The sequence below is a fragment of the Pseudomonas halotolerans genome (assembly GCF_039581215.1).
Classification (GTDB): domain Bacteria; phylum Pseudomonadota; class Gammaproteobacteria; order Pseudomonadales; family Pseudomonadaceae; genus Aquipseudomonas; species Aquipseudomonas tehranensis.
On the sequence record NZ_JBCNTJ010000001.1, the window covers coordinates 504138 to 529895 of the forward strand.

Sequence of the window (25758 nt, forward strand, 5' to 3'; positions counted from 1 at the left end):
TTCTACCTCAGCTTCAGGGTGGCAAGGCCGACCAGGACCAGAATCACGGTGATGATCCAGAAACGGACAATCACGCGCGGCTCGGGCCAGCCCTTGAGTTCAAAGTGGTGGTGGATCGGCGCCATGCGAAATACCCGGCGGCCGGTCAACTTAAAGGAAGCAACCTGAATGACGACTGACAGGGTCTCCATCACGAACACACCGCCCATGATGAACAGGACGATTTCCTGGCGAACGATGACGGCAATGGTGCCCAGGGCCGCGCCCAGCGCCAGCGCGCCGACATCGCCCATGAAAACCTGCGCGGGGTAAGTGTTGAACCACAGGAAACCCAGGCCGGCACCGATCAGCGCACCGCAGAACACGATCAGCTCGCCTGCCCCCGGCACATAAGGGATCAGCAGGTATTCGGCAAACTTCACGTTACCCGACAGGTAGCAGAAGATCCCCAGCGCGCCGCCCACCATCACGGTCGGCATGATCGCCAGGCCATCGAGGCCATCCGTCAGGTTGACCGCGTTGCTCGACCCGACGATGACCAGGTAGGTCAATACGATGAAGCCTGCGCCCAGCGGGATGCTGTAGTCCTTGAGCATTGGCAGGATCAGGGTGGTTTCCACCGGCGAGGCGGCGGTCATATAAAGGAAGATCGCCGCGCCGAGACCAAATACCGACTGCCAGAAATACTTCCAGCGGCTCGGCAGCCCCCGGGAATTCTTCTCGATGACCTTGCGGTAGTCGTCAACCCAGCCGATGGCGCCGAACAACAGGGTCACCAGCAATACCACCCACACATACCGGTTCGCCAGGTCGGCCCAGAGCACGGTACTGATGCCAATGGACGACAGGATCAGCGCCCCGCCCATGGTCGGGGTACCGGATTTGGACAGGTGCGATTGCGGGCCATCGTTACGGACCGACTGGCCGATTTGCAGGCTCTGCAAGGTGCGAATCATCCACGGGCCCAGGAACAGCGACAACGACAACGCGGTCAGCACACCCAGGATCCCGCGCAGGGTCAGGTACTGGAAGACCGCGAAGCCTTTGTGGAACTGTTGCAGGTACTCCGCTAGCAGCAGCAGCATTAATGTTTCTCCATACGGGAACCGCACAGCGCCGCGACGATGTTTTCCATCGCGGCACTGCGTGAGCCCTTGATCAATAAGGTGGTGTTCGGGTCCTGCTCGGCGCTCAGGGCCTGAATCAACTCGGCCTGAGTGGTGAAATGCTGTGCGTGTTCGCCAAACGCGGCGACCGCATGGGCCATCATCGGGCCGACGGCATACAGCGCATCGACCTTGCCGCGCGCATAGGCGCCGACATCGCGATGCCCCTGTTGCGCCCACTCGCCCAACTCGCCGATATCCCCCAGCACCAACACGGTACGGCCGGGGAAACCGGCGAGGATATCCACCGCGGCGCACATGGAGGTCGGGTTGGCGTTGTAGGTGTCGTCGATCACGCGCATGCCGTTGCTGGCCAACTGTGCAACGGAGCGTCCTTTGACCGGTTGTACCGCGTTCAAGCCGGCCACGATGCCCGGCAGCGACACACCCAAAGCATGGGCCGCGGCCGCAGCGGCCAGGGCGTTGGCGACGTTATGGGTGCCAAGCAGGTTCAACTGGACCCGTTCCGCACCGTCGGGGCTGTGCAGGTTGAAGGCCGGGCAGCCGCGAGCATCGCGGTCCAGGTCGCTGGCGTAAAAATTCGCGGCGAGATTGCTCAAGGCGAACGTCAGCACCTTGCGCCCAGCCGCCCGGGTCTTCCAGGTTTCGAAAGCCTTGTCGTCGAGATTCAGCACGGCGACGCCGTCGGCATCCAGCCCCTCGAGAATCTCGCCCTTGGCCTCAACGATTTTGTCCGGGCCACCGAACTCACCGACGTGGGCGGTCCCGGCGTTGTTGAGCACAGCGACGTGGGGCTGGGTCATGGCGACGGTATAGGCAATTTCACCGAGCCGCGAAGCACCCAGCTCGATAACGGCGGCACTGTGTTCCGGTGCCAGCTCCAGCAAGGTCAGCGGAACACCGAGGTCATTGTTCAGGTTGCCACGGGTTGCCAGCACCGGGCCGCGCGTGCGCAGGATGCTTGCCAGCATTTCCTTGACGGTGGTCTTGCCGCTGGAGCCGGTGATGGCTGCGACCGGCTTATCAAACGCCGTGCGGTTCAGCGCGCCCAACTGGCCCAAGGCCTGACGGGTGTCAGCGACCAGCAACTGCGCCAGCGTACTGTTGGTCACTTCCCGCTCGACCAGTGCCGCGACCGCCCCTTTGGCGGCGACTTCGTTCAAGTAATCGTGGCCGTCGAAACGCGGTCCGGCCAGGGCGACGAACAGCTGCCCCGGAGCAATGGCCCGGCTGTCGATGCTCACGCCGTCGAAGCTGGCGTCCGCGGCGATGAGGCGCGCATTCAGGGCGTTGATCAACTCGCTGAGTTTCAGCGCCTTAAGCATGGGCCACCTCCCACGCAGTCAGGGCGTGATCGGCTTCCACCAGATCGGAGAAAGCATGGCGTTCGCCATTGATTTCCTGGTAGTCCTCATGCCCTTTACCGGCCAGGACAATGACATCGTCCGCCGACGCACCGGCAATCAACTGGGCAATTGCCTGGCCGCGACCGGCCACGAAGGTGACGTTGTCCACGTTCGTGAAGCCGGCGCGGATGTCGTCGAAAATCTGCGACGGGTCTTCGGTGCGCGGATTGTCGTCAGTGACCACGACACCATCGGCCAAGCGCTCGACCACTTCGGCCATCAGCGCACGCTTGCCGCGGTCACGATCACCGCCGCAGCCGAACAGGCACAGCAACTTGCCCTTGGCGTGAGGCCGCAGGGCCATCAGGACTTTTTCCAGCGCATCCGGGGTATGGGCGTAATCGACCACCACCAACGGTTGCGTTCCGCCACCCAGCCGTTGCATGCGCCCGGCAGGCCCTTCGAGTTTGGGCAGGACCTTGAGGATTTCATCCAGTGCGTAGTCCAGGCCAAGCAAGGCGCCAATGGCCGCCAACACATTGCTCAGGTTGAAACGACCGAGCAAGGTGCTGCGCAGGTGGTGCTCGCCTTGGGGTGTAACCAGGGTGGCGCGCACGCCTTCGTCATTGAATTGCGCCTGGCGTATATAAAGGTAGGCGCTGGCATCTTCCAGGCTATAGGTGATCAACCGGGACTCGCGCTTATCGGCGGCCAATTGCCGGCCGAACGCGTCGTCAAGGTTGAGGACCCGGCACTTCAAGTCATTCCAGGCAAACAGCCTGGCTTTTGCTTCACCGTACGCCTGCATGGTGCCGTGGTAATCCAGGTGATCGCGCGACAGGTTGGTCAATACGGCGACGTCGAACGCCAGGGCCGTCACGCGGCCCTGATCCAGGCCATGGGAAGAGACTTCCATCGCCACGGCCTTGGCTCCGGCCTTTTTCAGGTCCGCCAGGGTTGCCTGCACGGCAATCGGGTTCGGCGTGGTGTGCAGGCCACTCTCCAGCGCACCATGGAAACCGTTACCCAACGTCCCGACGATGCCGCAATGCTGACCCAGCAGATCCAGGGCCTGGGCCACCAGTTGGCTGACGCTGGTCTTGCCGTTGGTGCCGGTCACGCCAATCAGGTTCAGGTGACGACTCGGGTCGCCGTAAAAACGCCCGGCAATGTCCGACAGTTGGGCCGCCAGTCCCTTGACCGGAATCAGCGGCACATCAGTGATCGGTAGCACGGTCGCTCCGTCGACTTCATAAGCCACCGCAGCCGCACCGCGCTTCAAAGCATCGGCGATGTGGGCGCGGCCATCAAAACGTGCGCCCGGCACGGCCAGGAACAGATCCCCGGCGCGCACGTGGCGACTGTCCAGGGCCAATTCGCGAATCAGCAGATCGTGGCCGGCATGGGCAAAAATCTTGTTCAGGCTCAGGGACATCAGCCGCGCCCTCCTTCGGCTTTCAAGGGTACGACCGGTGCGGTATTGGCCTGCTGGGTCGGCGGCAGGTTATCCGGGGTGATATTCATCAGGCGCAGGGTGCCGGACATCACTTTGCTGAACACCGGCGCCGAGACCAACCCCCCGAAGTAGCCAGCCTTGCTTGGTTCGTCAATGACCACGACGATGGCGTAGCGCGGGTCGCTCATCGGACCGAAGCCGGCGAACAGCGAACGATAGGAGTTCTCGGCGTACCCCTTAACGCCCGCGGAGGTTTTGCGCGCCGTACCCGACTTACCGGCCACGTGATACGCCGGCACCTGGGCGCGATAGACGCCACGCGGCGCTTCGATCACCTGTTGCAGCATGCCTTGCATGGTCTTGGCGACGTCCTCAGGAATGACCTGAGTGGCCTCCGGGGCCCTGTCGGTTTTGATCAGCGACAGCGGAGTCATGCGGCCGTTGTTGGCCAACACCGAAAACGCGTGGGCCAACTGGATTGCGGTCACGGAAACACCGTAGCCATATGACAACGTGGCCGTTTCAGCCTTGCGCCACTCGCGGTAGTTCGGCAGATTGCCGACCCGCTCGCCAGGAAAGCCCAGGCCCGTGCCCTGACCAAGACCGATTTTCTGGGCCAGACGATAGATCGCCTCGCCGCCAATATCGAAGGCGATCTTGCTCATGCCCACGTTACTGGAGTTGATCAGGATGCCAGTCAGGTCGAGCACCGGACCTTCGGTCCTGGAGACGTCCCGAATGGTGTACTTGCCGATCTGCAGGGTGCCCGGATACACCTCGACCGTGTCACCCGGCTTCCAGCGCCCGGTTTCCAGAGCCGCCGCCATGGAAACGGCTTTCATGGTCGAGCCCGGTTCGAACACATCGATCATCGCGCGGTTACGCATCATCGCCGGTTGCAGGTTACGGCGGTTGTTCGGGTTGTAGGTCGGCTGGTTGACCATGGCCAGAACCTCGCCGGTCTTCACGTCGAGAATCACCAGGCTACCGGCCTTGGCACCGTTCTCGACAATGGCATTACGCAGCTCCCGGTTGGCCAGGTATTGCAGGCGCAGGTCAATGGACAACGCCAAGGGCTTACCGGCCTTGGCGTTTTTGGTGACCTGGACATCCTTGATCAGCCTGCCGCGCCGATCCTTGATGACCTGACGCTTGCCGGGCACTCCGGCCAGCCACTCGTCATAGGCCAGTTCGACCCCTTCTCGCCCCCGGTCATCGATGTCGGTGAAACCGACCATATGGGCAGTCACCTCACCGGCCGGGTAGAAACGCCGGAATTCTTCGATGCCGTAGACGCCCGGCACTTTCAGGTCGAGCACCCTCTGACCTTGCTCGGGCGTCAACCCGCGCACCAGGTAAATGAATTCTTTGTTGGCCTGGGCTTCGAGCCGCTCGGCCAGTGCCTTGGGGTCCTGTCCAAGGGCAGCGGCCAGCGCCGGCCACTTTTCCTTGGCCTGCTGCATTTCCTTGGCGTTTGCCCACAAGGTCGTCACCGGAGTGCTCACGGCCAGCGGCTCGCCATTGCGGTCGGTAATCAGGCCACGGTGAGCCGGGATCGGGATGTGCCGCAGGCTGCGGGCATCGCCCTGCTCTTTGAGGAAGTCACGGTCGACCACTTGCAGATCAATGATGCGCCAGACGATCGCCGCCACCATGATCCCGAGCAGGCCCAGGACCAGGCGGAAGCGCCACGGAAAGAGTGCCCCTTCGAGCTTCATCATGGCGCCACCATCTGCACTTCGGCAGCGCCAGGAATGCGCATCTTCAGTTGTTCGGTCGCCAGTACTTCGATACGGCTATGGGCGGTCCAGGTGCTCTGTTCCAGGATCAACCGGCCCCACTCGGCCTGGGCCTTGTCGCGCACGCTCAGTTCGCTGTAAAGGGTGTTGAGCAACTGCCGGTTCCAGTGCGCACTGTAGGACACGGCGATGGCCGACACGAGCACGCCGATAAACAGCAGCAGCATGAAAAAGCTGCCGCCTGGCAGGGGCTTGGCGAAGAGCTTGCTCACCGCAACTTCTCCGCAACACGCATGACGGCGCTACGAGCACGCGGGTTTGCCTTGAGTTCGGCCTCGGAGGCGAACCGGGCCTTGCCGTGAATCTTGATTTTCGGCACAAAGGCTTCGAAACGCACCGGCAGGTTGCGCGGCAGGTTATCGGCCTCACCCTTGGTGAGCTTGCGCATGAACAATTTGACGATACGGTCTTCCAGGGAATGGAAGCTGATCACCACCAGTCGCCCGCCGATCTCCAGTGCTTCAAGGGCCGCCTCAAGGCCGGCCTCCAGATCGCCCAATTCATTATTGACGTGGATGCGCAAACCCTGGAAAGCACGGGTAGCCGGGTTCTTGCCCTTTTCCCATGCCGGGTTGGCGACTTTCAGCACTTCGGCCAGGTCACCGGTGCGCTCGAATGGTTTGGTGTCGCGACGCTCGACCACGGCGCGGGCCATGCGGCCGGAAAAACGTTCTTCGCCGTATTCCTTGAAAACACGGGCGATTTCTTCCACCGGGGCCGTGTTGACGAATTCGGCGGCGCTGATGCCGCGGGACGGATCCATGCGCATGTCCAGCGGGCCATCGTTGAGAAAACTGAAGCCGCGCTCAGGGTCGTCCAACTGCGGCGAAGACACGCCCAGGTCAAGCAGCACGCCACTGACCTTGCCGGCCAGGCCACGCTGAGCCACTTCCGAGCCCAGTTCCGCAAAGCTGCGCTGCACAACGACAAAGCGGCCGTCTTCGGCCGCTAGCGCTTGCCCGGTGGCAATCGCTTGAGGATCCTTGTCGAACCCCAGCAGACGGCCGTCCGGGCCGAGCTTGCTGAGAATCAGCCGGCTATGCCCGCCACGCCCGAACGTGCCATCCAGATAGCAGCCATCAGGACGTACGGCGAGAGCCTCAACGGCTTCGTCAAGCAGTACGGTGATGTGGTTAAAGCCGCTATCAATAGTCACAGGATCAAATCACGCAGTTCATCAGGCATGGCGCCCGGTTGTTGAATAGCAGCCAGGTCAGCGGCAGAGACCGCATTCCAGGCATCTTCGTCCCACAGCTGGAACTTGTTCAGTTGGCCCACCAGCATCGCGCGCTTGTCCAGCTTGGCGTACTCGCGCAGGCGCGGTGGAACCAGGAAACGACCGCTGCCATCGAGTTCGAGATCGACGGCGTTACCGATCAGCAAGCGTTGCAGGCGGCGGTTCTCTTCACGCAGCGAAGGCAATGCGCGCAGTTTGGTTTCGATGATTTCCCACTCATCAAGAGGGTAAACACACAAACATGGGTCAACGGCGTCGATCGTGACGATTAACTGCCCGGAACTACGCGAAACGAGCTCGTCACGGTACCGGCTCGGCATGGCGAGACGGCCCTTTGCATCGAGACTGATAGCGTTAGCTCCGCGAAACACGTCAGCGTTTCTCCAAAAATTTTGCGTTTTACGCTCAAAAAACCCACTTCATGCCACTTTCCGCCACTTGCGCACACTATAGGAATGCGCCCACCGCACCGTCAAGGCGCGGATTGAAGGAAAAGCCTTATAGATCGGAGATTTAGGAGCGTATTTGGAGGGGCGATGGGAATCTGACGTAGGATTTTTCGCTGCAACTTCAACGAACACAGGAAGCTGCGCTCACAAGTTAAAGTGATTTGTTAAGAGTAAGATTTTTTTGGTCTTAGCAATTGCGTCTGCCAGCGATTCTGGCAGGAGGGGAAAAGGTGGAGAGTCGATCTGTAAGCCGGGTTCTGTCTTGAACAGTCATTCGTCTACGATGGCCATCACTGGACATCTTTAGCAACCTACCCGGTCCCAGCGCGGGCCACGCCTTGGGACCCTATTTGGTCTTGCTCCAAGTGGGGTTTACCTAGCCACGAACTGTTGCCAGCCGTGCGGTGCGCTCTTACCGCACCTTTTCACCCTTACCGGCGCCGAAACGCTTAGGCGGTTATTTTCTGTGGCACTTTCCGTAGGCTCACGCCTCCCAGGCATTACCTGGCACTTCGCCCTATGGAGCCCGGACTTTCCTCCCCCCCCTAATTTTCATAGAGGGCAGCGACTGTCCGATCGACTCTCCGCCGCGAAGGTTAACGGCAGAGCGGCCGAAGAACAAGCGATAAAGCCTTTGATGACAGCACCGCAGGCAACGAAAGAATGCTGGCGCAGAAGCTCAGGGCGTGAAGCGACAGGGGGCAGCGGGGATAAATCCCTCCATCTAATGCCTTGGTGGGCGTTGTCGCGACCTCACTGCCCCTTCTGCCGGTCCAACGCAACCTGATACAGGACGTTCTTACGCTCGCCGGTAATCTGCGCCGCGAGGGCGGCGGCGCGCTTGAGGGGCATCTCCTTGAGCAGCAGGTCCAGGACGCGCATCGCTTCACTGCTGACGGTCTCTTCACTGTCCGGCGCCGTCCAGCCGGCCACCAGCACAACACATTCACCGCGCTGCTGGTTGCTATCGCTTTCGACAAAGGCGCGCAACTGCGCCAACGGCAACCCTTTGAGCGTTTCGAAGGTTTTGGTCAGCTCCCTGGCGAGCAGCGCCGGGCGTTCCGGACCAAACACCTGCTCCATGTCTTGCAGGCATTCAAGGATGCGGTGCGGCGCCTCGTAAAAGATCAACGTGCGCGGCTCTTCCTTAATAGACTCCAGGCGCGCCCGTCGCCCCACCGCCTTGGCGGGCAAAAAGCCTTCGAAAATGAAACGGTCCGACGGCAGGCCCGCCGCCGAAAGGGCAGCGATCAAGGCGCACGCCCCCGGCACCGGAACGACATTGATGCCGGCCGCCCGGGCCTGGCGTACCAGGTGATAGCCGGGGTCGGAAATCAGCGGCGTACCCGCGTCGGAAATCAGCGCAACGTTATCGCCCGCCAACAGGCGAGTGATAAAACGACTGCCTTCTTCCCGCTCATTGTGCTCATGACAGGCCGCCAACGGCGTTGAGATGCCGAAATGTTGCAACAAGCGTTGAGAGTGGCGTGTATCTTCGGCCGCAATGAGCGCGACCTCCTGCAGGATTTTCAGCGCCCGAGCACTGATATCGTCCAGGTTGCCGATGGGCGTCGCCACCACATAAAGCGAGCCGGCAGCGGAATTCAAAGCACCTGGAGCAGTCAAAGCGCACACCTCATGATCGGTAAAAAGCGCCATTGTAGCGTGTGCCGGCCGTCTTAGCGGTTCACATCAGCCATTGTGGCGAGGGGATTTATCCCCGCTGGGCTGCGCAGCAGACCCAAGACCTGCCGCCTCGGTGTGTCAGGCTGAAGGGTTTCCAGCCTTTTTTTGGGATGCTGCGCAGTCCAACGGGGATAAATCCCCTCGCCACAGGTTTAGTGCCACCACCTGAGTGAACAGCGCCTTCGTGCCGCTCCGCATTCTTTGAAATACCTAAATTGATCGATTCACGCCACTAACATCGCGCCCCGGCCAGTGCTTGGGTACAATTCGACGCTAATTTGATCTCGTATCAGGAACATTTACATGATCGCTTGCCTGCGGCTGCTCTCTGCCCTCTGCCTCGCTGCCCTTCTGGCGGCCTGCGCCAGCTCGCCCTCCTCCAGCCTTGGCGAACTTCCACGGACCCCGGATGCCAGTATCGAGCAGTTGCTCGAACAGGCCACCCAAAGCAAAACCCCGGAAAAAGCCGCCTTGTTGCGTCTGAGCGCAGCAGACCTGGCCTACCGTCAGGGCAATGCCGGTCAGTCCGCGCAGATTCTGCAACAGGTGCCGATGGAGCAACTCAAGCCCGGCCAGCAGATTTTCGCCAGCACCCTGGCGGCCGAACTGGCAATGACGCGCAATCAACCCAAAGCAGCGCTGACCGCCCTGAGCCACCCGAGCCTGCAACACCTGAGCGAGCTGCCGGTGGAACAACAGGTCCGCACCGGCACCGTCCACGCCCGCGCCCTTGAGGCCGATGGCCAGACCCTGGCAGCCGCCAAGGAACGGATCTTCATTGCGCCCCTGCTCGAAAGCGAAGCGGCAGCGAAAAACCACGAAGCGATCTGGTCGCTGATCGCCTCGTTGCCCACAGATCAACTGCAACCGACCACCACCGACGACCTCGGTGGCTGGCTGAGCTTGGCCCTGGCGGTGAAAACCGCCGGCACGCTGGAACAGCAACAGGCGGCTATCGACAGCTGGCGTGAACAGAACCCGAAGCACCCGGCCGCCCTCCAACTGCCGACGCCACTGATCAAGCTCAAGGAGCTGGCGAGCCAGCCCCTGAGCAAGATCGCTCTGCTGCTGCCGCAGGACGGTCCTCTGTCCTCGGTCGCCAGAGCCCTGCGCGAAGGTTTCATGGCTGCCCATTATCAGGCCCAACAGGCCGGGCAGAACCCGCCGAGCATTCAGTTTTATGACAGCTCGCGCCTGACGTCCCTGGATGACTTCTATCGCAAGGCCCAGGCCGACGGCGTACAACTGGTGGTCGGCCCGCTGGAAAAACCGCTGGTCAAACAGCTGAGCACCCGCCCGCAACTGCCGATCACGACCCTCGCGCTCAATTACAGCGAAGGCGAGCAAGGCCCGGCACAGTTGTTCCAGTTTGGCCTGGCCGCAGAAGATGAAGCCCGCGAAGTGTCCCGCCGCGCCCGTGTGGACGGCCTGCATCGTGCCGCGGTCATGGTGCCGAAAGGTGAATGGGGTGATCGTGTCCTCAAAGCCTTCAGCCAGGACTGGCAGGACAATGGTGGCACCATCATCGCTGTCGAACGCATCGACCAGCCAGTGCAACTGGCCCAGCAGATCGCCGACATGTTCCATCTGCGCCAGAGCGAAGGGCGCGCCAAGCGCCTGCAAAGCACAGTCGATACGGCCGTCGCGGCCCAGCCGTCCCGCCGTCAGGACATCGAGTTCCTGTTCCTGGCCTCGACCCCGCAACAGGCCCAACAGATCAAGCCGACCCTGAACTTCCAGTACGCCGGCGACGTACCTGTGTACGCTACCTCCCATGTATTCAGCGCCAGTGGCGACCAGAATCAGTACAACGACATGAGCGGCGTGCGCTTCTGCGAAACCCCGTGGCTGCTCGATGCCAACGACCCGCTGCGCAAGCAGGTCACCGCCCAGTGGCCCCAGGCCGCCGGTAGCCTGGGCCGGTTGTACGCGATGGGCGCAGACGCCTATCGCCTGGCTCCGCGTCTGGGACAGCTAAAGGCATTGCCGGACACCCGTATCGAAGGTCTGTCGGGCAGCCTGGCAGTGTCGCCGTCCCAGCGTGTACAACGTCAACTGCCGTGGGCCGAGTTCATCAACGGCCAGGTGCAGCGCTTACCGGACACCCAGCGCTGATGCCTGACCGATCACGCCAGCAAAGCGGACGGGATGCCGAGAGCCAGGCTCTCGCGCATCTTCAGCAACAAGGTCTGCGGCTGCTGGCGCAAAACTGGCTGTGTAAACGTGGCGAGCTTGATCTGGTCATGCTTGATGGCGATACAGTAGTATTCGTCGAAGTCCGCTACAGAAAAAATACTCAATGGGGTGGCGCGCTCGACAGCATCGATGCACGCAAGCGCCAGAAGCTGGTTTTCGCCGCGCAGTACTTCCTGCAAATCGAGTCTCGCTGGGCCGACCATCCCTGCCGCTTCGACGTGGTTGCCATCGATAGCAACGCCGATCAGTTGAACTGGTTGCAGAATGCCTTCGACAGTTGAACGTCAATGCCCATGACGAGCCCAGCCGGACACCTTCACCCAATTTTTGCTCTTTGCTTTGCGCGCCGCACATGCTTGTGCCGATAAGCCGCGCTACTTAAGGTCACACAGATGGACATGCAATCGCGAATTCGCCAGCTTTTTCAGGCCAGTATCGACACCAAGCAACAGGCGATGGACGTACTTGCACCGCACATCGAGCAAGCCAGCCAAGTGATGGTCAACGCCCTGCTCAATGAAGGCAAAATGCTTTCGTGCGGCAATGGCGGATCTGCCGGCGATGCCCAGCATTTTTCATCGGAGCTGCTCAACCGCTTCGAGCGCGAACGCCCCAGCCTGCCGGCCATTGCACTGACCACCGACAGCTCGACGATCACCTCGATCGCCAACGACTACAGCTACAACGAAGTGTTCTCCAAACAGATTCGCGCCTTGGGCCAGCCCGGCGATGTGTTACTGGCGATTTCCACCAGCGGCAACTCGGCCAATATTATTCAGGCTATCCAGGCCGCACATGATCGCGAAATGATTGTCGTAGCATTGACCGGGCGCGATGGCGGCGGCATGGCGTCACTGCTGTTGCCCGAAGACGTCGAGATTCGCGTACCGGCCAATGTCACCGCACGCATTCAGGAAGTCCATCTGCTGGCGATTCATTGTCTTTGCGACTTGATCGACAGCCAACTGTTCGGGAGTGAAGAATGACCCCTAATCGCCTAGGCCTTCTGGCCCTGACCCTGTGCCTCGGCATCAGCGGCTGCACATCGGTGGTTAACGCCAGCCGGGAAAAGCCGATTGAAGACGACCGCGGCACCCGCACCTTCGGCAGCAAGATTGACGACTCGTTGATCGAAACCAAGGCAGGCGTAAACATCGCCAAGGCCGACCCGGACCTGGACAACAATTCGCACATCGTCGTCACCAGCTTCAACGGTGTCGTGCTGCTGGCCGGCCAAACCCCACGCGCGGACCTCAAGGCCAAGGCCGAGCAGGCTGCAAGTGCCGTACAGCGGGTCAAGACCGTGCATAACGAATTGCAGGTCCTGCCCCCTTCCTCGCTGCTGGCGCGTCAGAACGATGCCTGGCTGACCACCAAGATCAAGACCCAGATGCTGACCGACGCCAGCATTCCCGGCTCGCGCATCAAGGTCGTGACCGAGAATGGCATTGTTTACCTGCTGGGGCTGCTGACCAAGCAGGAGGCTGCGCAGGCGACCAACCTGGTGCAAGGGGTTTCCGGGGTGCAGAAAATCGTCAAGTTGTTTGAGTACATTGACTGATACTGAACTTCAGGCACTCAAGAAAAACGGCGCTTCTTCCGAGACGGAAAGCGCCGTTTTTTTTTGGCTTCATTTTTTTGGAGGGGTGTCGGTGTATATATCCGTTTCTGCGGTAACGGCGGCTTAGGGTTCCGCCAGTAGCCGTTACCGCAGAAACAGATATACACACCATCCCATACACCCTGCACGACCTTGAGAACAGCCATAACCCATAAAAAAATGCCCGCATCTTCCGATACAGGCATTTCCTTAACCAACCAGCAAATCACCAGGCCTCAAACAACCTGCCCGCGAATCACCGTCTATTACTTCACGACCTTCAGGCTCGGCCGACCGCTAGGCCGCGGCGGCTCGTCATCCGGTGGCGGCAAATCATCATCCGGCTCAAGCTCGTCTTCACCATCCAACGGCGCTTCCAGCTCAAACACCATACCCTGGCCATTCTCCCGAGCATATATCCCCAGGATCGAGGCAATAGGCACGTACAGAGTATGCGGCACACCCCCGAAGCGCCCTTCAAAGCTGACCGCATCATTGTCCATGTGCAGGTGACGCACGGCGGCCGGTGATACGTTCAAGACTATTTGCCCATCGTTGGCAAAACCCTGTGGCACTTGCACCGATGGATACTCGGCGTTGACCAGCATGTGCGGGGTGCAATCGTTGTCCACAATCCACTCATAGAGCGCGCGGACCAGATAAGGTCGACTGGAGTTCATAGCGGCTCCCTAAGCCTTAGCGCATGTCACGTTCGACACCAGACAGACTCGCCTGGAAAGCCTCGCGCGCAAATTGGCGCTCCATATAATCAAGCAGCGGCTTGGCAGGCCGCGGCAGTTCGATACCCAGAATCGGCAAACGCCAGAGTATGGGTAATAGGCAGCAATCCACCAGACTTTGTTCCTCACTGAGAAAGAACGGTTTGTCGACGAACAGCGGCGATACGCCGGTCAGGCTTTCACGCAATTCTTTGCGCGCCACAACCCGCGCAGGTTCCTTGGTACGTGAGTCCAGAATCAGATCCACCAACCCGCACCAGTCACGCTGGATGCGATGGATCAGCAAACGACTGTTGGCTCGCGCAACAGGATACACCGGCAGTAAAGGCGGATGCGGATAACGCTCATCCAGGTATTCCATCACCACTGTCGACTCCCACAATGCCAGGTCACGATCGACCAGCGTGGGCAGGCTGCCGTAAGGGTTCACTTCGATCAGCTTCGGCGGCTGACGGCCCGCTTCGACGTAAATGATCTCGGCGCTGACACCCTTCTCTGCCAGTACGATGCGTACCCGGTGGGAATAGTGGTCGGCGGGGTCGGAGTAACAGGCCAACCGATTGGTCACGCCCATGGCGATCCTCCTCGCTTGTTGAAATTATCGAAAAACGGAAAAACGAGCGCGCCCAGAGGGCGCCTCCCGTAACACCCGGCTGACCAGGTTCGTTACATCCAGAGACGCCCTTGGGCGCGCACGATTAACAGCAACGGTTTACAGCTTTATCAATGCACGTCTTTCCAGTATTCACGCTTGAGCAGGTAAGCGAATACGAAGAAGAACGCCAAATACAGCAACACATAAGTACCGATGCGCTGATGCTCCAGCTTCACCGGGTTGGCCGAATAGGCCAGGAAGGTCACCAGATTCTTGACCTTCTCGTCGAACTGCTCTTCAGTCAGACTGCCGGTGTTCGGCAGCACGGTCAACTGATCGCACGCTTCATGAGTCAAAGCCGTACCGGTCAGCGGATCGTATTGCTTCTTGCCGTCCTCGACGATTTGAACCTGTTTGCAGCCTACCACCTGACGACCCTGCAGGCCGACCAGAACGTTTGGCATGCCGACGTTCGGGAAGACCTTGTTGTTCACGCCCCAAGGACGCGCAGGATCTTCATAGAACGAACGCAGGTAACCGTAGAGCCAGTCGGTGCCACGCACGCGCGCCACCAGCGTCAGGTCGGGCGGCGCAGCCCCGAACCAGGACTTGGCGTCTGCCGGCTGCATGCCGATATTCATGTGATCGCCCAGCTTGGCGCCGGTGAACACCAGCTTCTCGAGCATCAGCTCATGGGGAATGCCCAGGTCATCCGCTACACGCTCGTAACGCTGGAACTTGGCGCTGTGGCAGCCCATGCAGTAGTTGGCGAAGGTACGTGCGCCGTCCTGCATGGCAGCTTTGTCGGAAACGTCGATGTCGACTTTTTCCAGCTCGGGCCCACCGGATGCGGACGCAAAGGACAGGACAGGCATAGCAGCAAGAATCAGTACAGAAAATAGCTTTTTCATCAGCCAGTCACCCTTTCCGGAACCGGTTTGGTCTTCTCGAGCCTGGTGTAGAACGGCATCAGAATGAAGTAGGCGAAGTAAAGGAAGGTGCAGACCTGCGACAGCAGCGTCCGGCCCGGTGTTGGCGCGAGTACGCCCAGCACGCCCAGGATCACGAACGAGATGCAGAACACCCAGAGCCAGATTTTGCTCAGCCAGCCTTTGTAGCGCATCGACTTGACCGGACTGCGGTCCAGCCACGGCAGGACGAACAGCACAGCGATCGCCGCCCCCATGGCGATGACGCCCAGTAGCTTGTCTGGAACCGCCCGCAAAATCGCGTAGAACGGTGTGAAGTACCAGACCGGAGCAATGTGCTCAGGGGTCTTGAAGGCGTTTGCCTGCTCGAAGTTAGGCTTCTCGAGGAAGTAACCACCCATCTCCGGGAAGAAGAACACGATGGAGCAGAAGATGAACAGGAACACCACCACGCCGACGATATCTTTCACGGTGTAGTAAGGGTGGAAGGCGATGCCGTCCAGCGGTACACCGTTTTCGTCCTTGTACTTTTTGATGTCCACGCCATCGGGGTTGTTCGAGCCGACTTCATGCAGCGCCAGGATATGCAGCACCACCAGGCCGAGGATCACGATCGGCAAGGCCACCACATGCAAGGCGAAGAAGCGGTTCAGGGTAATGCCAGAAATCAGGTAATCACCGCGAATCCACTGGGTCAGGTCATCGCCGATGACCGGAATTGCACCGAACAACGAGATGATCACCTGGGCGCCCCAGTAGGACATCTGGCCCCACGGCAGCAGATAGCCCATGAACGCTTCGGCCATCAGTGCCAGGTAGATCAGCATACCGAACACCCACACCAGCTCACGTGGCTTCTGGTACGAACCGTAGAGCAGACCACGGAACATATGCAGGTAAACCACGATGAAGAACGCCGAGGCGCCTGTGGAGTGCAGCAGACGCAGGATCGAGCCGTACTCGACGTCGCGCATGATGTATTCGACGGAGGCAAACGCTTCTTCCGCCGACGGGGTATAGCTCATGGTCAGCCAGACACCGGTGACGATCTGGTTGACCAGAACGAGCAGTGCCAGGGAGCCAAAGAAGTAGAAGAAGTTGAAGTTTTTTGGAGCGTAGTACTTGCTGAGATGGTCTTCCCACATTTTGGTCGCGGGAAAGCGCGCATCAACCCAATCCATGAATTTGCTCATCACGCTTTCTCCGTATCGACGCCAACGACAATGATGTCGTCGGTTTCATAGGAATGCGGGGGAACTGGCAGGTTCAGAGGTGCAGGCTGCGATTTGTAGACGCGACCCGCCAGGTCATAGTGGGAGCCGTGGCAAGGGCAGAAATAACCACCGACCCAGTCCTTGCCCAAGTCGGCAGGCGCCACTTCGGGGCGGAACGTTGGCGAGCAACCCAGGTGCGTGCAGATCCCGATTAGCAGCAGGACTTCCGGCTTGATCGAGCGCGTTTCGGGATTGACGTACTCCGGTTGGTCCGAGTTCTTGGAAGTGGGATCGGACAGTTGGCCCTCGATCTTTTTCAGATTCCCCAGGATCTCCTCCGTACGGCGGACGATGAATACCGGCTGACCGCGCCACTCAGCAATCATCTGCTGGCCTGGCTCGATCTTGCTGACATCCACTTTCACCGGTGCACCTGCGGCTTTCGCCTTGGCGCTGGGAAACCATGACCCCACGAACGGGACCGCAGCCCCCACCGCTCCTGCAGCACCCACCACGGATGTGGCTGCTACCAGGAAGCGACGCCGGCCTGCATTCACGCCGTCATTGCTCATTCAGTCCTCTCCCATCAGCTTTGTGGCCTGTTAAATCAGGCGTCTACTAAGTAAAAATCTGAACTTATAAAAATTTTGCCGAATGGTAATGAAAAGCCCCAGTTCTGACAAGGTAATTACCAAGCGACCCAACCGCCAAGCCTTGCAGTATAGGGCCTTCACGAATGTGGCAAGTTGTCACAGAGCAATTATTTCACCCATAAAAAAAACGCCCAGCTCCGTGAGGAACTGGGCGCCTTTTGAAAGCGGAAGCGAAATTAACGCTTCGAGTACTGCGGACGCTTACGCGCTTTACGCAGACCGACTTTCTTACGTTCAACTTCACGAGCATCGCGAGTTACGAAGCCGGCTTTGCGCAGTGCACCGCGCAGAGTTTCGTCGTAATCCATCAGGGCGCGAGTGATGCCGTGGCGGATTGCGCCAGCCTGACCACTTACACCACCACCGATAACAGTGACGTAGATGTCGAATTTTTCGACGGTCTCGGTCAGTTCCAGCGGCTGACGAACTACCATGCGGGCAGTTTCGCGGCCGAAGAAGTTATCCAGGGTGCGGTTGTTGATGGAGATGTTACCAGTGCCCGGACGCAGGAAAACGCGTGCGGTTGCAGTCTTGCGACGGCCAGTGCCGTAATTTTGAGTCGCCGACATAATGAACTATTCCGTTAAAACTTCAGTTCTTGGGGCTGCTGAGCAGTATGAGGGTGAGCAGCGCCCGCATAAACCTTCAGCTTACGATACATGTCGCGACCCAGTGGGTTTTTAGGCAGCATGCCTTTAACCGCGGTCTCGATCACGCGCTCAGGGGCTTTGGCGATCAGCTTTTCGAAGTTGATCGACTTGATGCCGCCAGGAAAACCGGAGTGGGAGTAGTACATTTTGTCAGTGGTTTTAGCGCCAGTAACACGTACTTGCTCAGCGTTGATCACTACGATGTAGTCACCGGTGTCGACGTGAGGGGTGTACTCAGGCTTGTGCTTGCCACGCAGACGGCTCGCGATTTCGGTGGCCAGACGACCCAGGGTCTGACCAGCAGCGTCGACGACAAACCAGTCGCGCTTTACTGTTTCCGGTTTAGCAGTAAAAGTTTTCATTCTTTATAGCCTCAGGGGCCGCCCTGTAAATTAGACGGCGGATCTTACTGAATAGTGCGTACTTTGACAAGTCAAAGGCAGCCGGATACAGACGCTTTCGGGGGCTCGGGTCGGCGCGTCCGTTCAACGGCAAGATTCTTCGGCGGCGGCGCATCACTTCCACTGCAGAAAGAGGTGCGCAATTATGCAGATTGCGAAAAATAATTCAACCTGCTTTTATGATTGTTTTGCCCAAGGAGTTCCCGATGGATTATCGCCAGCTAGGCCGTACCGATCTAAACGTGAGCGCCCTGTGCCTCGGAACCATGACCTGGGGTGAGCAGAACAGCGAGGCCGAGGCCTTCGCCCAGATCGAACGCGCCAAGGGTGCCGGGATCAATTTCATCGACACCGCCGAGATGTACCCGGTGCCACCCAAGGCCGAGACCTACGCCACCACCGAGCGCTACATCGGCAACTACTTCAAGCGCCGCGGTGACCGCGCGGACTGGATCCTGGCGAGCAAAATCGCGGGCCCCGGCAACACCATCGACTACATCCGCGATAGAAACCTCAAGCACAACCGTCGCCATATCGTCGAAGCGGTGGACGCCAGCCTGAAACGCCTGCAGACCGACTGGATCGATCTCTATCAACTGCATTGGCCAGAGCGCAGCACCAATTTCTTTGGCCAATTGGGCTACCAGCACAAGGCGGACGAAGATTTCACCCCTCTGGAAGAAACCCTCGAAGCCCTGGACGAGCAGGTCCGGGCCGGCAAGATCCGCCACATCGGCCTGTCCAACGAAACGCCGTGGGGCACCATGAAATTCCTCGCCCTGGCCGAAGCCCGTGGCTGGCCGCGGGCAGTGTCAATCCAGAACCCCTATAACCTGCTCAACCGCAGCTTCGAGATCGGGCTTTCGGAAATCGCCATCCGCGAACAGTGTGGCCTGCTGGCTTACTCGCCACTGGCGTTCGGCTTCCTGTCGGGCAAATATGAAGGCGGCGCACGGCCAGCCAAGGGCCGCCTGACGCTCTATAGCCGCTTCATGCGCTATTTCAATCCACAATCGGAAGCCGCGTGCAGTCGTTATGTGGCCCTGGCGCGGGAACACGGCCTGGACCCGGCACAAATGGCCCTGGCTTTCGTCACCCGGCAACCATTCGTGACCAGCAACATCATCGGTGCCACGACCCTTGAGCAACTGGACAGCAACCTCGAAAGCTTCGACCTGAAGCTGTCGGATGAAGTGCTGGCGGGGATCGAGGCGATCCACAAGGATCAGCCGAACCCGGCGCCTTGATCGACTGGTAAAAAGCCTTTGCGAGCAAGCCCGCTCCCACAGGGGATTTGTGTCTGAACACTCTTTTGTGATCGACGCAGGACTCCTGTGGGAGCGGGCTTGCTCGCGAAGACGATCTTGAATTCACCCTAGATCAAAGCGACCGCGCAATGATCTCCTTCATGATCTCATTGGTCCCGGCATAGATCCGCTGCACCCGCGCGTCGGCCCATGCCCGGGCCACCGGGTATTCCCACATGAAGCCGTAACCGCCATGCAACTGCACGCATTCGTCGAGCACCTTGCACTGCAGATCGGTGCCCCAGTACTTGGCCATCGCCGCCGTCGGCACGTCGAGTTTGCCTTGCAGGTGCAGTTCCAGGCAGCGGTCGACGAAAACCCGACCGATCTGGATCTCGGTCGCCATTTCCGCCAGTTTGAACCGGGTGTTCTGGAAGTCCGCGATGGTTTTACCGAAAGCCTTGCGTTCGCGGGTGTAGTCCAGCGTCCATTGCAGCGCCGCTTCGGCCGACGCCAGGCCGCCAATCGCCACCGTCAGGCGTTCCTGGGGCAGTTCCTGCATCAGGTAGGCAAAGCCCATCCCGGCCTGCCCCAGCAGGTTTTCCTTGGGCACGCGAACATCCTGGAAGAACAGCTCCGAAGTGTCCTGAGCCTTCATCCCGACCTTCTCCAGACGCTTGCCTTTTTCGAAGCCAGGCGTGCCCGCCTCCACCAGGAACAGACTGGTGCCCTTGGCGCCGGCCTTCGGATCAGTCTTGGCCACCACGATCACCAGGTCAGCCAAAGAGCCGTTGGTGATGAACGTCTTCGAGCCGTTGATGACATATTCATCGCCGTCCAGCACTGCCGTGGTCTTCACGCCCTGCAGGTCCGAACCGGCGCCCGGCTCGGTCATGGCGATGGCCGTGACCATCTCACCGGACACCAGTTTGGGCAGGTACTTGTGTTTCAGCGCTTCGCTGCCGTAGTGCAGGATGTAAGGCGCAACGATGTCGGAGTGCAGCGAGAAGCCGATACCCGTCAGCCCCAGTCTGCCGATTTCTTCAATCACCACGGTGCTGTAGAGAAAATCGGCATCCAGCCCGCCATAAGCCTCTGGCAGATGCGAGCACAACATCCCCGCCTCCCCCGCCTTGTTCCACAACTGACGGTCCACATGCCCCTGTTTTTCCCACTGGCTGTGGTACGGCACCGCTTCTTTTTCGAGGAAGGTTCGTACACTGTCGCGAAACAGTTCGTGCTCGGGACTGAACAGGGTTCTTGGGATCATGACGCACCTTTGCATTATTGTTCGATGGGGTTATCCCTCAGAGCCTAAGCCTGCGAGGGATGACAGGACACTGGACACATCCGACAAAAAATAAGACGATCCAGCCGTCTGGTGACCACTTTCCCCTATAAAAATAAAGATCAACTATGTCCAAGCACATCTCCACGCCCTTGCGGCGCGTCAGCATCCTGGCTATCGACCGGGTTTTCGCTTCCACCCTCATGCAAGCCAAGGATTTTTTCCACCTGGCCAGCCTGCGCTATGGCAAACAACTGGGCCACGGCCTGACACCGGCGTTCGAAACTCGACTGGTCAGCCCCGATGGCAACCCGGTGCACAGCTTCAGCGATGTGATCATGCCGGTGGACGGTGGCCTGGAAAATACCGATGTGATCATCCTTCCGGCCTTCTGGGATGATTTCGCCACCCTCTGCCAACGTTATCCACAAGTCCTGCCCTGGCTGCGGGAACAGCATGCCCGTGGTGCCGTGCTCTGCGGCGAGGCGACCGGGGTGTTCTGGCTGGCCGAGGCCGGGCTGCTCAATGGCAAGGAGGCCACCACCTACTGGCGTTTCTTCAACGCGTTCAAGGAGCGCTTCCCTCAGGTCCACCTGAACCAGGACAAGCACCTGACCGATGCCGACAATCTGTTCTGCGCCGGCGGCACGACCTCGGCCTGCGACCTCTACATCTACCTCATCGAACGGTTCTGCGGCGCCAACGTGGCCCAGGCCGTGGCACGAGACATTCTGTATGAAGTGCAGCGCAGCTATTCACCGGGAAGAATCGGCTTCGGGGGCCAGAAACTGCATCAGGATGTGATCATCCTGCAGATCCAGCACTGGCTCGAAGAACACTTCGCCGACAAGTTCCGCTTTGAGGACGTCGCCCGGGAGCACGGTATGAGCATCCGCAACTTCATGCGCCGCTTCCAGACCGCCACGGGGGACAAACCGCTGCATTACCTGCAACGGCTGCGGATAGAAACCGCCAAGGGCTTGTTGTCCGGCAGCCGCAAGAGCATCAAGACCATCAGTTATGAGGTCGGCTACGACGATGCGAGCTTCTTCGCACGGCTGTTCCGGCAACATACCGAGTTGTCGCCGAACCAGTACCGGCAGCAGTTTCAGCAGGCGGCGTGAGCCCGAGGGGCTGGCAACGATCCACTGTGGGAGCGAGCTTGCTCGCGATGGCAGTGGTTCAGCAGCACTGATGTTGACTGACAAGACGCCATCGCGAGCAAGCTCGCTCCCACAGGAGTGAACGACTGATTCGAGCGTACAAAAAAAGGCCTGCAATCGCAGGCCTTTTTTGCTTTCCGAATCGCCCTACGGCTTATGCGCCCGCGCCAGGAATTCGTGTGATTGCATTTCCAGCAAACGACTCAAGGTTCGCTGGAACTCAAAAGTCAGGCGACCGCCGGTGTAGAGATCCTTGAGCTCGACTTCGGCCGAAATGATCAGCTTCACGTTACGGTCGTAGAACTCGTCGACCATGTTGATGAAGCGGCGGGCAATGTCGTCGGTGGTGACGCTCATTTGCTCCACGTTGCTGAGCAGTACCGCGTGGAAGATCTTGCCCAGCTCAATGTAGTCGTTCTGGCTACGAGGGCCATCGCACAATTCACGGAAGTCGAACCAGGCCACGTCATCGCAAGTACGCACGGCGCGGATCTCGCGATTCTCGATGACCAGCACATCATTTTCGACCGCCTGGGTGCATTCCGGCGTCAGGGCACGGAAGCTCTTGCGCAGGCTTTCTTCAGCGGCGGCGTCCAGGGGAAAGTGAAACAGCTCCGCTTGCTCCAGGTGGCGCAGACGATAGTCCACACCGCTGTCGACATTGACGATGTCGGTGTGTTCCTTGATCAGCGCAATGGCCGGCAGGAAGCGCGCGCGTTGCAGGCCGTCCTTGTAAAGGCCGTCCGGCACGATGTTCGAGGTGGCGACCAGGGTCACGCCGTTCTTGAACAACTCCTCCATCAAGGTGCCGAGAATCATGGCGTCGGTGATGTCGGACACGAAAAACTCATCGAAGCAGATCACCCGGGTCTCGTCAGAGAAGCGCTTGGCGATGATGGTCAGCGGGTTCTTCTCGCCGCCCAGGGTCTTCATCTCTTCATGCACGCGCTTCATGAAGCGGTGGAAGTGCGTTCGTGTCTTTTCCTTGAACGGCAACGCCTCGAAGAAGGTGTCAACCAGGTAGGTTTTGCCACGGCCGACACCGCCCCAGAAGTACAGGCCCTTGACCGGCACCTGGTCCTTCTTGCCGAACAGTTTGCCCAACAAGCCCGGCTTGTTGTTCGACGCGGCGACCAGATCGTCGTACAGGCGCTGCAAATGCCGCACTGCCGTTTCCTGGGCTGCGTCGTGGAAGAACTCCGGGCGTTTCAGATCAGCTTGATATCGTTCTAGGGGCGTCATATTCGTTAGCAAGGCAACAAAAACGGGCCGTCACTGTAGCGACGGCCCGCGGGAATGGCAATCGGCCCTTATTCGAGCCGATGGTCGGAATCGCCCCGGCTCAGTCCTGAACCGGCGTCAGAGCCACGCGCAGAGCCTCGATGGCAGCATCCCGAGCGGCGCTGTCCGCAAAGGCCGGACTGTCGGCCACACATGCGCCGTCAAGCCAGACACTGAAGCTCAGCTCGTCGCTGCGCACGTCCAGTGGCTGACCGGCTTGCAGTTGCTTGGTGACCTGGCCTGCAGTCTTGCCATCGGCAAAATGGCGCGACAACACCAATTGCTCGCCATCGGCGGCCAGCAGACGGAAGCGGAAACTGCCGTCGTCTTCGCGAAAACTGACGAAACGTGCAGCTTTGGCCGCTTTCTTTTTCGTGCTGGTCGCCACCTGAACCTGGCTGACAAACGAACGCAGGCCAACGGCTTCGCGCAGTTCGTTGAGGAAGGGTGTGGCCACGGCCCGGGCTTTTGTCGCGCCCAGTTGCAGGATGTCTTCTAGGTCCGCCGGGCGTTCGATCAACTGGTGATAACGTTCGCGGGACTCGCCCAGTTCACTGTCGAGCAACTGGAACAGGCGGTTCTTGGCTTCGCCCCAACCCAGGCCCTGCAGCAGTTCGCTACGGAACTCGGCGGACTGCGCGGGTGTGGCGAAGGCCTGGAACAAGGTGAACAGGTGGGCGTTGTCCGGATCCTTGGCTTCGCCCGGTGCGCGGGAGTCGGTGACGATCCGCGAGATCGCGTCCTTCATGTCCTTGGCGCTGCTGAACAACGGGATGGTGTTGTCGTAGCTCTTGGACATCTTGCGGCCATCAAGGCCCGGCAGCGTGGCGACGCTCTCCTCGATCAGCGCCTCGGGCATGGTGAAAAACTCCTTGCCCTGGCCGAACAAATGGTTGAAGCGCTGGCCGATGTCGCGGGCCATTTCCACGTGCTGGATCTGGTCGCGACCGACCGGCACCTTGTGGGCGTTGAACATCAGGATGTCCGCAGCCATCAGCACCGGGTAGCTGTACAACCCCATGGTGATGCCGGCATCCGGGTCTTCTCCGGCTTCGACGTTCTTGTCCACCGACGCCTTGTAGGCATGGGCGCGATTGAGCAGGCCCTTGGCGGCGACGCAGGTCAGCAGCCAGGTCAGTTCCGGGATCTCGGGAATGTCGGACTGGCGATAGAAGGTCACGCGGTCCACATCCAGGCCACCGGCCAGCCAGGTCGCGGCGATTTCCAGGCGCGAGCGCTGGATGCGCAGCGGGTCATCGCATTTGATCAAGGCGTGGTAGTCGGCCAGGAAATAGAACGAATCGGCGTTGCTGTCGCGGCTGGCGAGGATCGCCGGACGGATGGCGCCGGCGTAGTTGCCCAGGTGCGGGGTGCCGGTGGTGGTGATGCCGGTCAGGATGCGGGTACGAGTCGTCATGGGTTATCGCTTGTCAGACTGCTGTCAATTCGAGAGGCGCGGCAGGAGCAGATCCTTGAGATCGGTCAGCTTGCCATGGAAAAAGTGTCCGCATTCTGCCACTTTCAGCAGCTCATGGGGGCGCTGGAGCGTGTCCGACCATTGGTAAACCAGCTGGGGATCGACTACTTCGTCGGTTTCCGGCTGGATCACGGTCAACTCGCCGCTCATCGGCAAGGGCGATTGCGCGTCCAGGCGCATCACCGCCGGGGCCACCATGAACAAGTGCTTGGGTGGTTGGCCCTGGGCTTCCAGACGTCCGCCCAGGCTTGCGGCAACGAATCCGCCAAACGAGAAACCGAACAGGGTGAGCGGCAGTTGCGGGTATTTTTCCCGCAGCCAATCGGCTGCGGCCTGGGCGTCGTCGACTTCACCGGTGCCCATGTCATGGCTGCCGGCACTGGCGCCGACGCCGCGATAATTGAAACGCAACGTAACCAGGCCAGCATCACGGGCAGTGCGTTGTAAGGTCGAGACGACTTTGTTGAGCATGGTCCCGCCCTGCACCGGGTTGGGGTGGCAGATCAGCGCCAGGCCACGGGGCGCTTCGCTGTCCAGGTACAAGGCTTCCAGTTGGCCCACGGGGCCATCAATGACTACAGGGGTTTCGCGCATAAGCAAGGGAAAGAACTCCGTGACCTCGAATCGGGTCGACTCGTCTAGCTAAAAGTCTGTGCCTGGCATGATTGCGATGTTCTTCGCGGTATACAGCGCAGGTCCGAGCCGTTAACGTAAAGCAAAGCCGTTTATAGAGGAAGGACTCGTGGAACACTCGCTCTTAGTTTGGCTGTTGCCGACTCTTGCCCTGGTTGCCGGTGTCGCCATTGGATTCCTGCTTGCCCGACTGCTGCCCAATGCGGTGCCTAACAGCACGCAACGTCAGCTGGACGACATTCAGGAACGTTTCGACAGTTATCAGAATGAAGTGGTCACTCACTTCAACAGCACCGCTTCTCTGGTGAAAAAACTCACCCAGAGCTACCAGGACGTCCAGGATCATTTGTCCGAGGGGGCCAATCGCCTGGCCCTGGACGAGCAGACTCGCCAACGCTTGCTGGCCGCCCTGCACGCTGATGCGGCGCAGACGCCACGGGAGCGCCTGACCCCGCCAAAAGAGGTCCAGGAGCCACCCCGGGACTACGCCCCCAAATCCCCCAATTCGCCCGGCATGCTTGATGAGCATTACGGTTTGAAGAAGTAATTTCCAGGCGACACCCAAAAGCCCGCCCGATCGCATGATCGGGC

Annotated in this window: 26 protein-coding genes and 1 other RNA gene; 7 read left to right on the top strand and 20 right to left on the bottom strand. The window is 59.8% G+C overall.

The genetic code is table 11. From position 1 onward, the window contains the following. Nucleotides 1-2: 2 nt before the first annotated feature. The 9 genes from mraY to rsmI all read right to left on the bottom strand — a co-directional run bounded on the left by mraY (nucleotide 3) and on the right by rsmI (nucleotide 9073). The gene (gene mraY, locus AAIS01_RS02245) at nucleotides 3-1085 is read right to left on the bottom strand and encodes a phospho-N-acetylmuramoyl-pentapeptide-transferase (protein ID WP_305388145.1); all 1083 of its coding nucleotides are present in this window, start codon (nucleotides 1083-1085) and stop codon (nucleotides 3-5) included. Then, the gene (locus AAIS01_RS02250; RefSeq protein WP_343467601.1) at nucleotides 1085-2452 is read right to left on the bottom strand and encodes a UDP-N-acetylmuramoyl-tripeptide--D-alanyl-D-alanine ligase; all 1368 of its coding nucleotides are present in this window, start codon (nucleotides 2450-2452) and stop codon (nucleotides 1085-1087) included. The genes mraY and AAIS01_RS02250 overlap by 1 nt, the downstream gene beginning before the upstream one ends. Beyond that, nucleotides 2445-3908 carry a UDP-N-acetylmuramoyl-L-alanyl-D-glutamate--2,6-diaminopimelate ligase gene (locus AAIS01_RS02255; RefSeq protein WP_343467602.1) on the bottom strand — a complete coding sequence of 488 codons (1464 nt, stop codon included), beginning with the start codon at nucleotides 3906-3908 and terminating at the stop codon, nucleotides 2445-2447. The genes AAIS01_RS02250 and AAIS01_RS02255 overlap by 8 nt, the downstream gene beginning before the upstream one ends. Then, nucleotides 3908-5647: a peptidoglycan D,D-transpeptidase FtsI family protein gene (locus AAIS01_RS02260; RefSeq protein WP_343467627.1), complete on the bottom strand. Its 1740-nt coding sequence runs from the start codon at nucleotides 5645-5647 to the stop codon at nucleotides 3908-3910. Before AAIS01_RS02260 ends, AAIS01_RS02255 begins: the two co-directional genes overlap by 1 nt. Then, nucleotides 5647-5940: a cell division protein FtsL gene (gene ftsL, locus AAIS01_RS02265; RefSeq protein WP_047228812.1), complete on the bottom strand. Its 294-nt coding sequence runs from the start codon at nucleotides 5938-5940 to the stop codon at nucleotides 5647-5649. The genes AAIS01_RS02260 and ftsL overlap by 1 nt, the downstream gene beginning before the upstream one ends. Beyond that, nucleotides 5937-6884 (bottom strand): 16S rRNA (cytosine(1402)-N(4))-methyltransferase RsmH, encoded by a 948-nt coding sequence (rsmH, locus tag AAIS01_RS02270; RefSeq protein ID WP_431191895.1) that lies wholly within the window; start codon nucleotides 6882-6884, stop codon nucleotides 5937-5939. Before rsmH ends, ftsL begins: the two co-directional genes overlap by 4 nt. After that, on the bottom strand, nucleotides 6881-7336 hold the full coding sequence (mraZ, locus tag AAIS01_RS02275; RefSeq protein WP_003205355.1) for a division/cell wall cluster transcriptional repressor MraZ: 456 nt from the start codon (nucleotides 7334-7336) through the stop codon (nucleotides 6881-6883). Before mraZ ends, rsmH begins: the two co-directional genes overlap by 4 nt. 308 nt (nucleotides 7337-7644) lie before the next feature. After that, nucleotides 7645-7998: RNase P RNA component class A (gene rnpB, locus AAIS01_RS02280), an RNA gene on the bottom strand. Between the two features lie 169 nt (nucleotides 7999-8167). After that, nucleotides 8168-9073, bottom strand: coding sequence for a 16S rRNA (cytidine(1402)-2'-O)-methyltransferase (gene rsmI, locus AAIS01_RS02285; RefSeq protein WP_343467603.1), 906 nt, complete (start codon nucleotides 9071-9073; stop codon nucleotides 8168-8170). A gap of 330 nt (nucleotides 9074-9403) precedes the next feature. On the opposite strand from rsmI, the gene AAIS01_RS02290 reads away from it, so the two are divergent. The 4 genes from AAIS01_RS02290 (at nucleotide 9404) to AAIS01_RS02305 (ending at nucleotide 12857) form a co-directional block, all read left to right on the top strand. Further along, on the top strand, nucleotides 9404-11215 hold the full coding sequence (locus AAIS01_RS02290) for a penicillin-binding protein activator (protein WP_343467604.1): 1812 nt from the start codon (nucleotides 9404-9406) through the stop codon (nucleotides 11213-11215). Beyond that, complete coding sequence (locus AAIS01_RS02295) at nucleotides 11215-11577, top strand: YraN family protein (protein ID WP_092393809.1); 363 nt, start codon at nucleotides 11215-11217, stop codon at nucleotides 11575-11577. The genes AAIS01_RS02290 and AAIS01_RS02295 overlap by 1 nt, the downstream gene beginning before the upstream one ends. Before the next feature lie 111 nt (nucleotides 11578-11688). After that, nucleotides 11689-12282, top strand: coding sequence for a phosphoheptose isomerase (locus AAIS01_RS02300; RefSeq protein WP_007928463.1), 594 nt, complete (start codon nucleotides 11689-11691; stop codon nucleotides 12280-12282). Further along, nucleotides 12279-12857, top strand: coding sequence for a BON domain-containing protein (locus AAIS01_RS02305; protein ID WP_047228807.1), 579 nt, complete (start codon nucleotides 12279-12281; stop codon nucleotides 12855-12857). The genes AAIS01_RS02300 and AAIS01_RS02305 overlap by 4 nt, the downstream gene beginning before the upstream one ends. Nucleotides 12858-13162: 305 nt before the next feature. Here AAIS01_RS02305 and AAIS01_RS02310 read toward each other — a convergent pair whose 3' ends face one another. From AAIS01_RS02310 to rplM, 7 genes are all read right to left on the bottom strand, one after another. Beyond that, on the bottom strand, nucleotides 13163-13576 hold the full coding sequence (locus AAIS01_RS02310; protein ID WP_123344747.1) for a ClpXP protease specificity-enhancing factor: 414 nt from the start codon (nucleotides 13574-13576) through the stop codon (nucleotides 13163-13165). 16 nt (nucleotides 13577-13592) lie between these two features. Then, nucleotides 13593-14210: a glutathione S-transferase N-terminal domain-containing protein gene (locus tag AAIS01_RS02315; protein WP_003178195.1), complete on the bottom strand. Its 618-nt coding sequence runs from the start codon at nucleotides 14208-14210 to the stop codon at nucleotides 13593-13595. A gap of 149 nt (nucleotides 14211-14359) precedes the next feature. Next, nucleotides 14360-15142, bottom strand: coding sequence for a cytochrome c1 (locus AAIS01_RS02320; RefSeq protein ID WP_343467605.1), 783 nt, complete (start codon nucleotides 15140-15142; stop codon nucleotides 14360-14362). Further along, on the bottom strand, nucleotides 15142-16353 hold the full coding sequence (locus AAIS01_RS02325; protein WP_047228573.1) for a cytochrome b: 1212 nt from the start codon (nucleotides 16351-16353) through the stop codon (nucleotides 15142-15144). The genes AAIS01_RS02320 and AAIS01_RS02325 overlap by 1 nt, the downstream gene beginning before the upstream one ends. Continuing rightward, the gene (gene petA, locus AAIS01_RS02330) at nucleotides 16353-16946 is read right to left on the bottom strand and encodes a ubiquinol-cytochrome c reductase iron-sulfur subunit (RefSeq protein ID WP_343467606.1); all 594 of its coding nucleotides are present in this window, start codon (nucleotides 16944-16946) and stop codon (nucleotides 16353-16355) included. Before petA ends, AAIS01_RS02325 begins: the two co-directional genes overlap by 1 nt. Nucleotides 16947-17203: 257 nt before the next feature. Beyond that, a complete protein-coding gene (gene rpsI, locus AAIS01_RS02335) occupies nucleotides 17204-17596 on the bottom strand; it encodes a 30S ribosomal protein S9 (protein ID WP_003178188.1) in 393 nt (130 codons plus the stop codon). A gap of 14 nt (nucleotides 17597-17610) precedes the next feature. After that, a complete protein-coding gene (gene rplM / locus AAIS01_RS02340; RefSeq protein ID WP_003205365.1) occupies nucleotides 17611-18039 on the bottom strand; it encodes a 50S ribosomal protein L13 in 429 nt (142 codons plus the stop codon). Nucleotides 18040-18284: 245 nt separating this feature from the next. Here rplM and AAIS01_RS02345 point away from each other — a divergent pair, with 245 nt between their 5' ends. Continuing rightward, nucleotides 18285-19325 (top strand): NADP(H)-dependent aldo-keto reductase, encoded by a 1041-nt coding sequence (locus AAIS01_RS02345; RefSeq protein ID WP_343467607.1) that lies wholly within the window; start codon nucleotides 18285-18287, stop codon nucleotides 19323-19325. A 133-nt stretch (nucleotides 19326-19458) separates the two neighbouring features. On the opposite strand, the gene AAIS01_RS02350 is transcribed toward AAIS01_RS02345, so the two are convergent. Beyond that, the gene (locus tag AAIS01_RS02350) at nucleotides 19459-20595 is read right to left on the bottom strand and encodes an acyl-CoA dehydrogenase family protein (protein ID WP_343467608.1); all 1137 of its coding nucleotides are present in this window, start codon (nucleotides 20593-20595) and stop codon (nucleotides 19459-19461) included. A gap of 245 nt (nucleotides 20596-20840) precedes the next feature. Between AAIS01_RS02350 and AAIS01_RS02355 the strand changes: the two genes are divergently transcribed. Continuing rightward, nucleotides 20841-21737, top strand: coding sequence for a GlxA family transcriptional regulator (locus AAIS01_RS02355; protein WP_343467628.1), 897 nt, complete (start codon nucleotides 20841-20843; stop codon nucleotides 21735-21737). A gap of 186 nt (nucleotides 21738-21923) precedes the next feature. On the opposite strand, the gene zapE is transcribed toward AAIS01_RS02355, so the two are convergent. The 3 genes from zapE to AAIS01_RS02370 form a co-directional block, all read right to left on the bottom strand. Then, nucleotides 21924-23018: a cell division protein ZapE gene (zapE, locus tag AAIS01_RS02360; protein WP_092456244.1), complete on the bottom strand. Its 1095-nt coding sequence runs from the start codon at nucleotides 23016-23018 to the stop codon at nucleotides 21924-21926. A gap of 100 nt (nucleotides 23019-23118) precedes the next feature. After that, nucleotides 23119-24474, bottom strand: coding sequence for a tryptophan--tRNA ligase (locus tag AAIS01_RS02365; protein ID WP_343467609.1), 1356 nt, complete (start codon nucleotides 24472-24474; stop codon nucleotides 23119-23121). A 24-nt stretch (nucleotides 24475-24498) separates the two neighbouring features. Then, nucleotides 24499-25128: an alpha/beta hydrolase gene (locus tag AAIS01_RS02370; RefSeq protein ID WP_092456238.1), complete on the bottom strand. Its 630-nt coding sequence runs from the start codon at nucleotides 25126-25128 to the stop codon at nucleotides 24499-24501. Between the two features lie 148 nt (nucleotides 25129-25276). Between AAIS01_RS02370 and AAIS01_RS02375 the strand changes: the two genes are divergently transcribed. Next, complete coding sequence (locus AAIS01_RS02375; RefSeq protein ID WP_305388130.1) at nucleotides 25277-25714, top strand: Z-ring associated ZapG family protein; 438 nt, start codon at nucleotides 25277-25279, stop codon at nucleotides 25712-25714. Nucleotides 25715-25758: the final 44 nt, after the last annotated feature.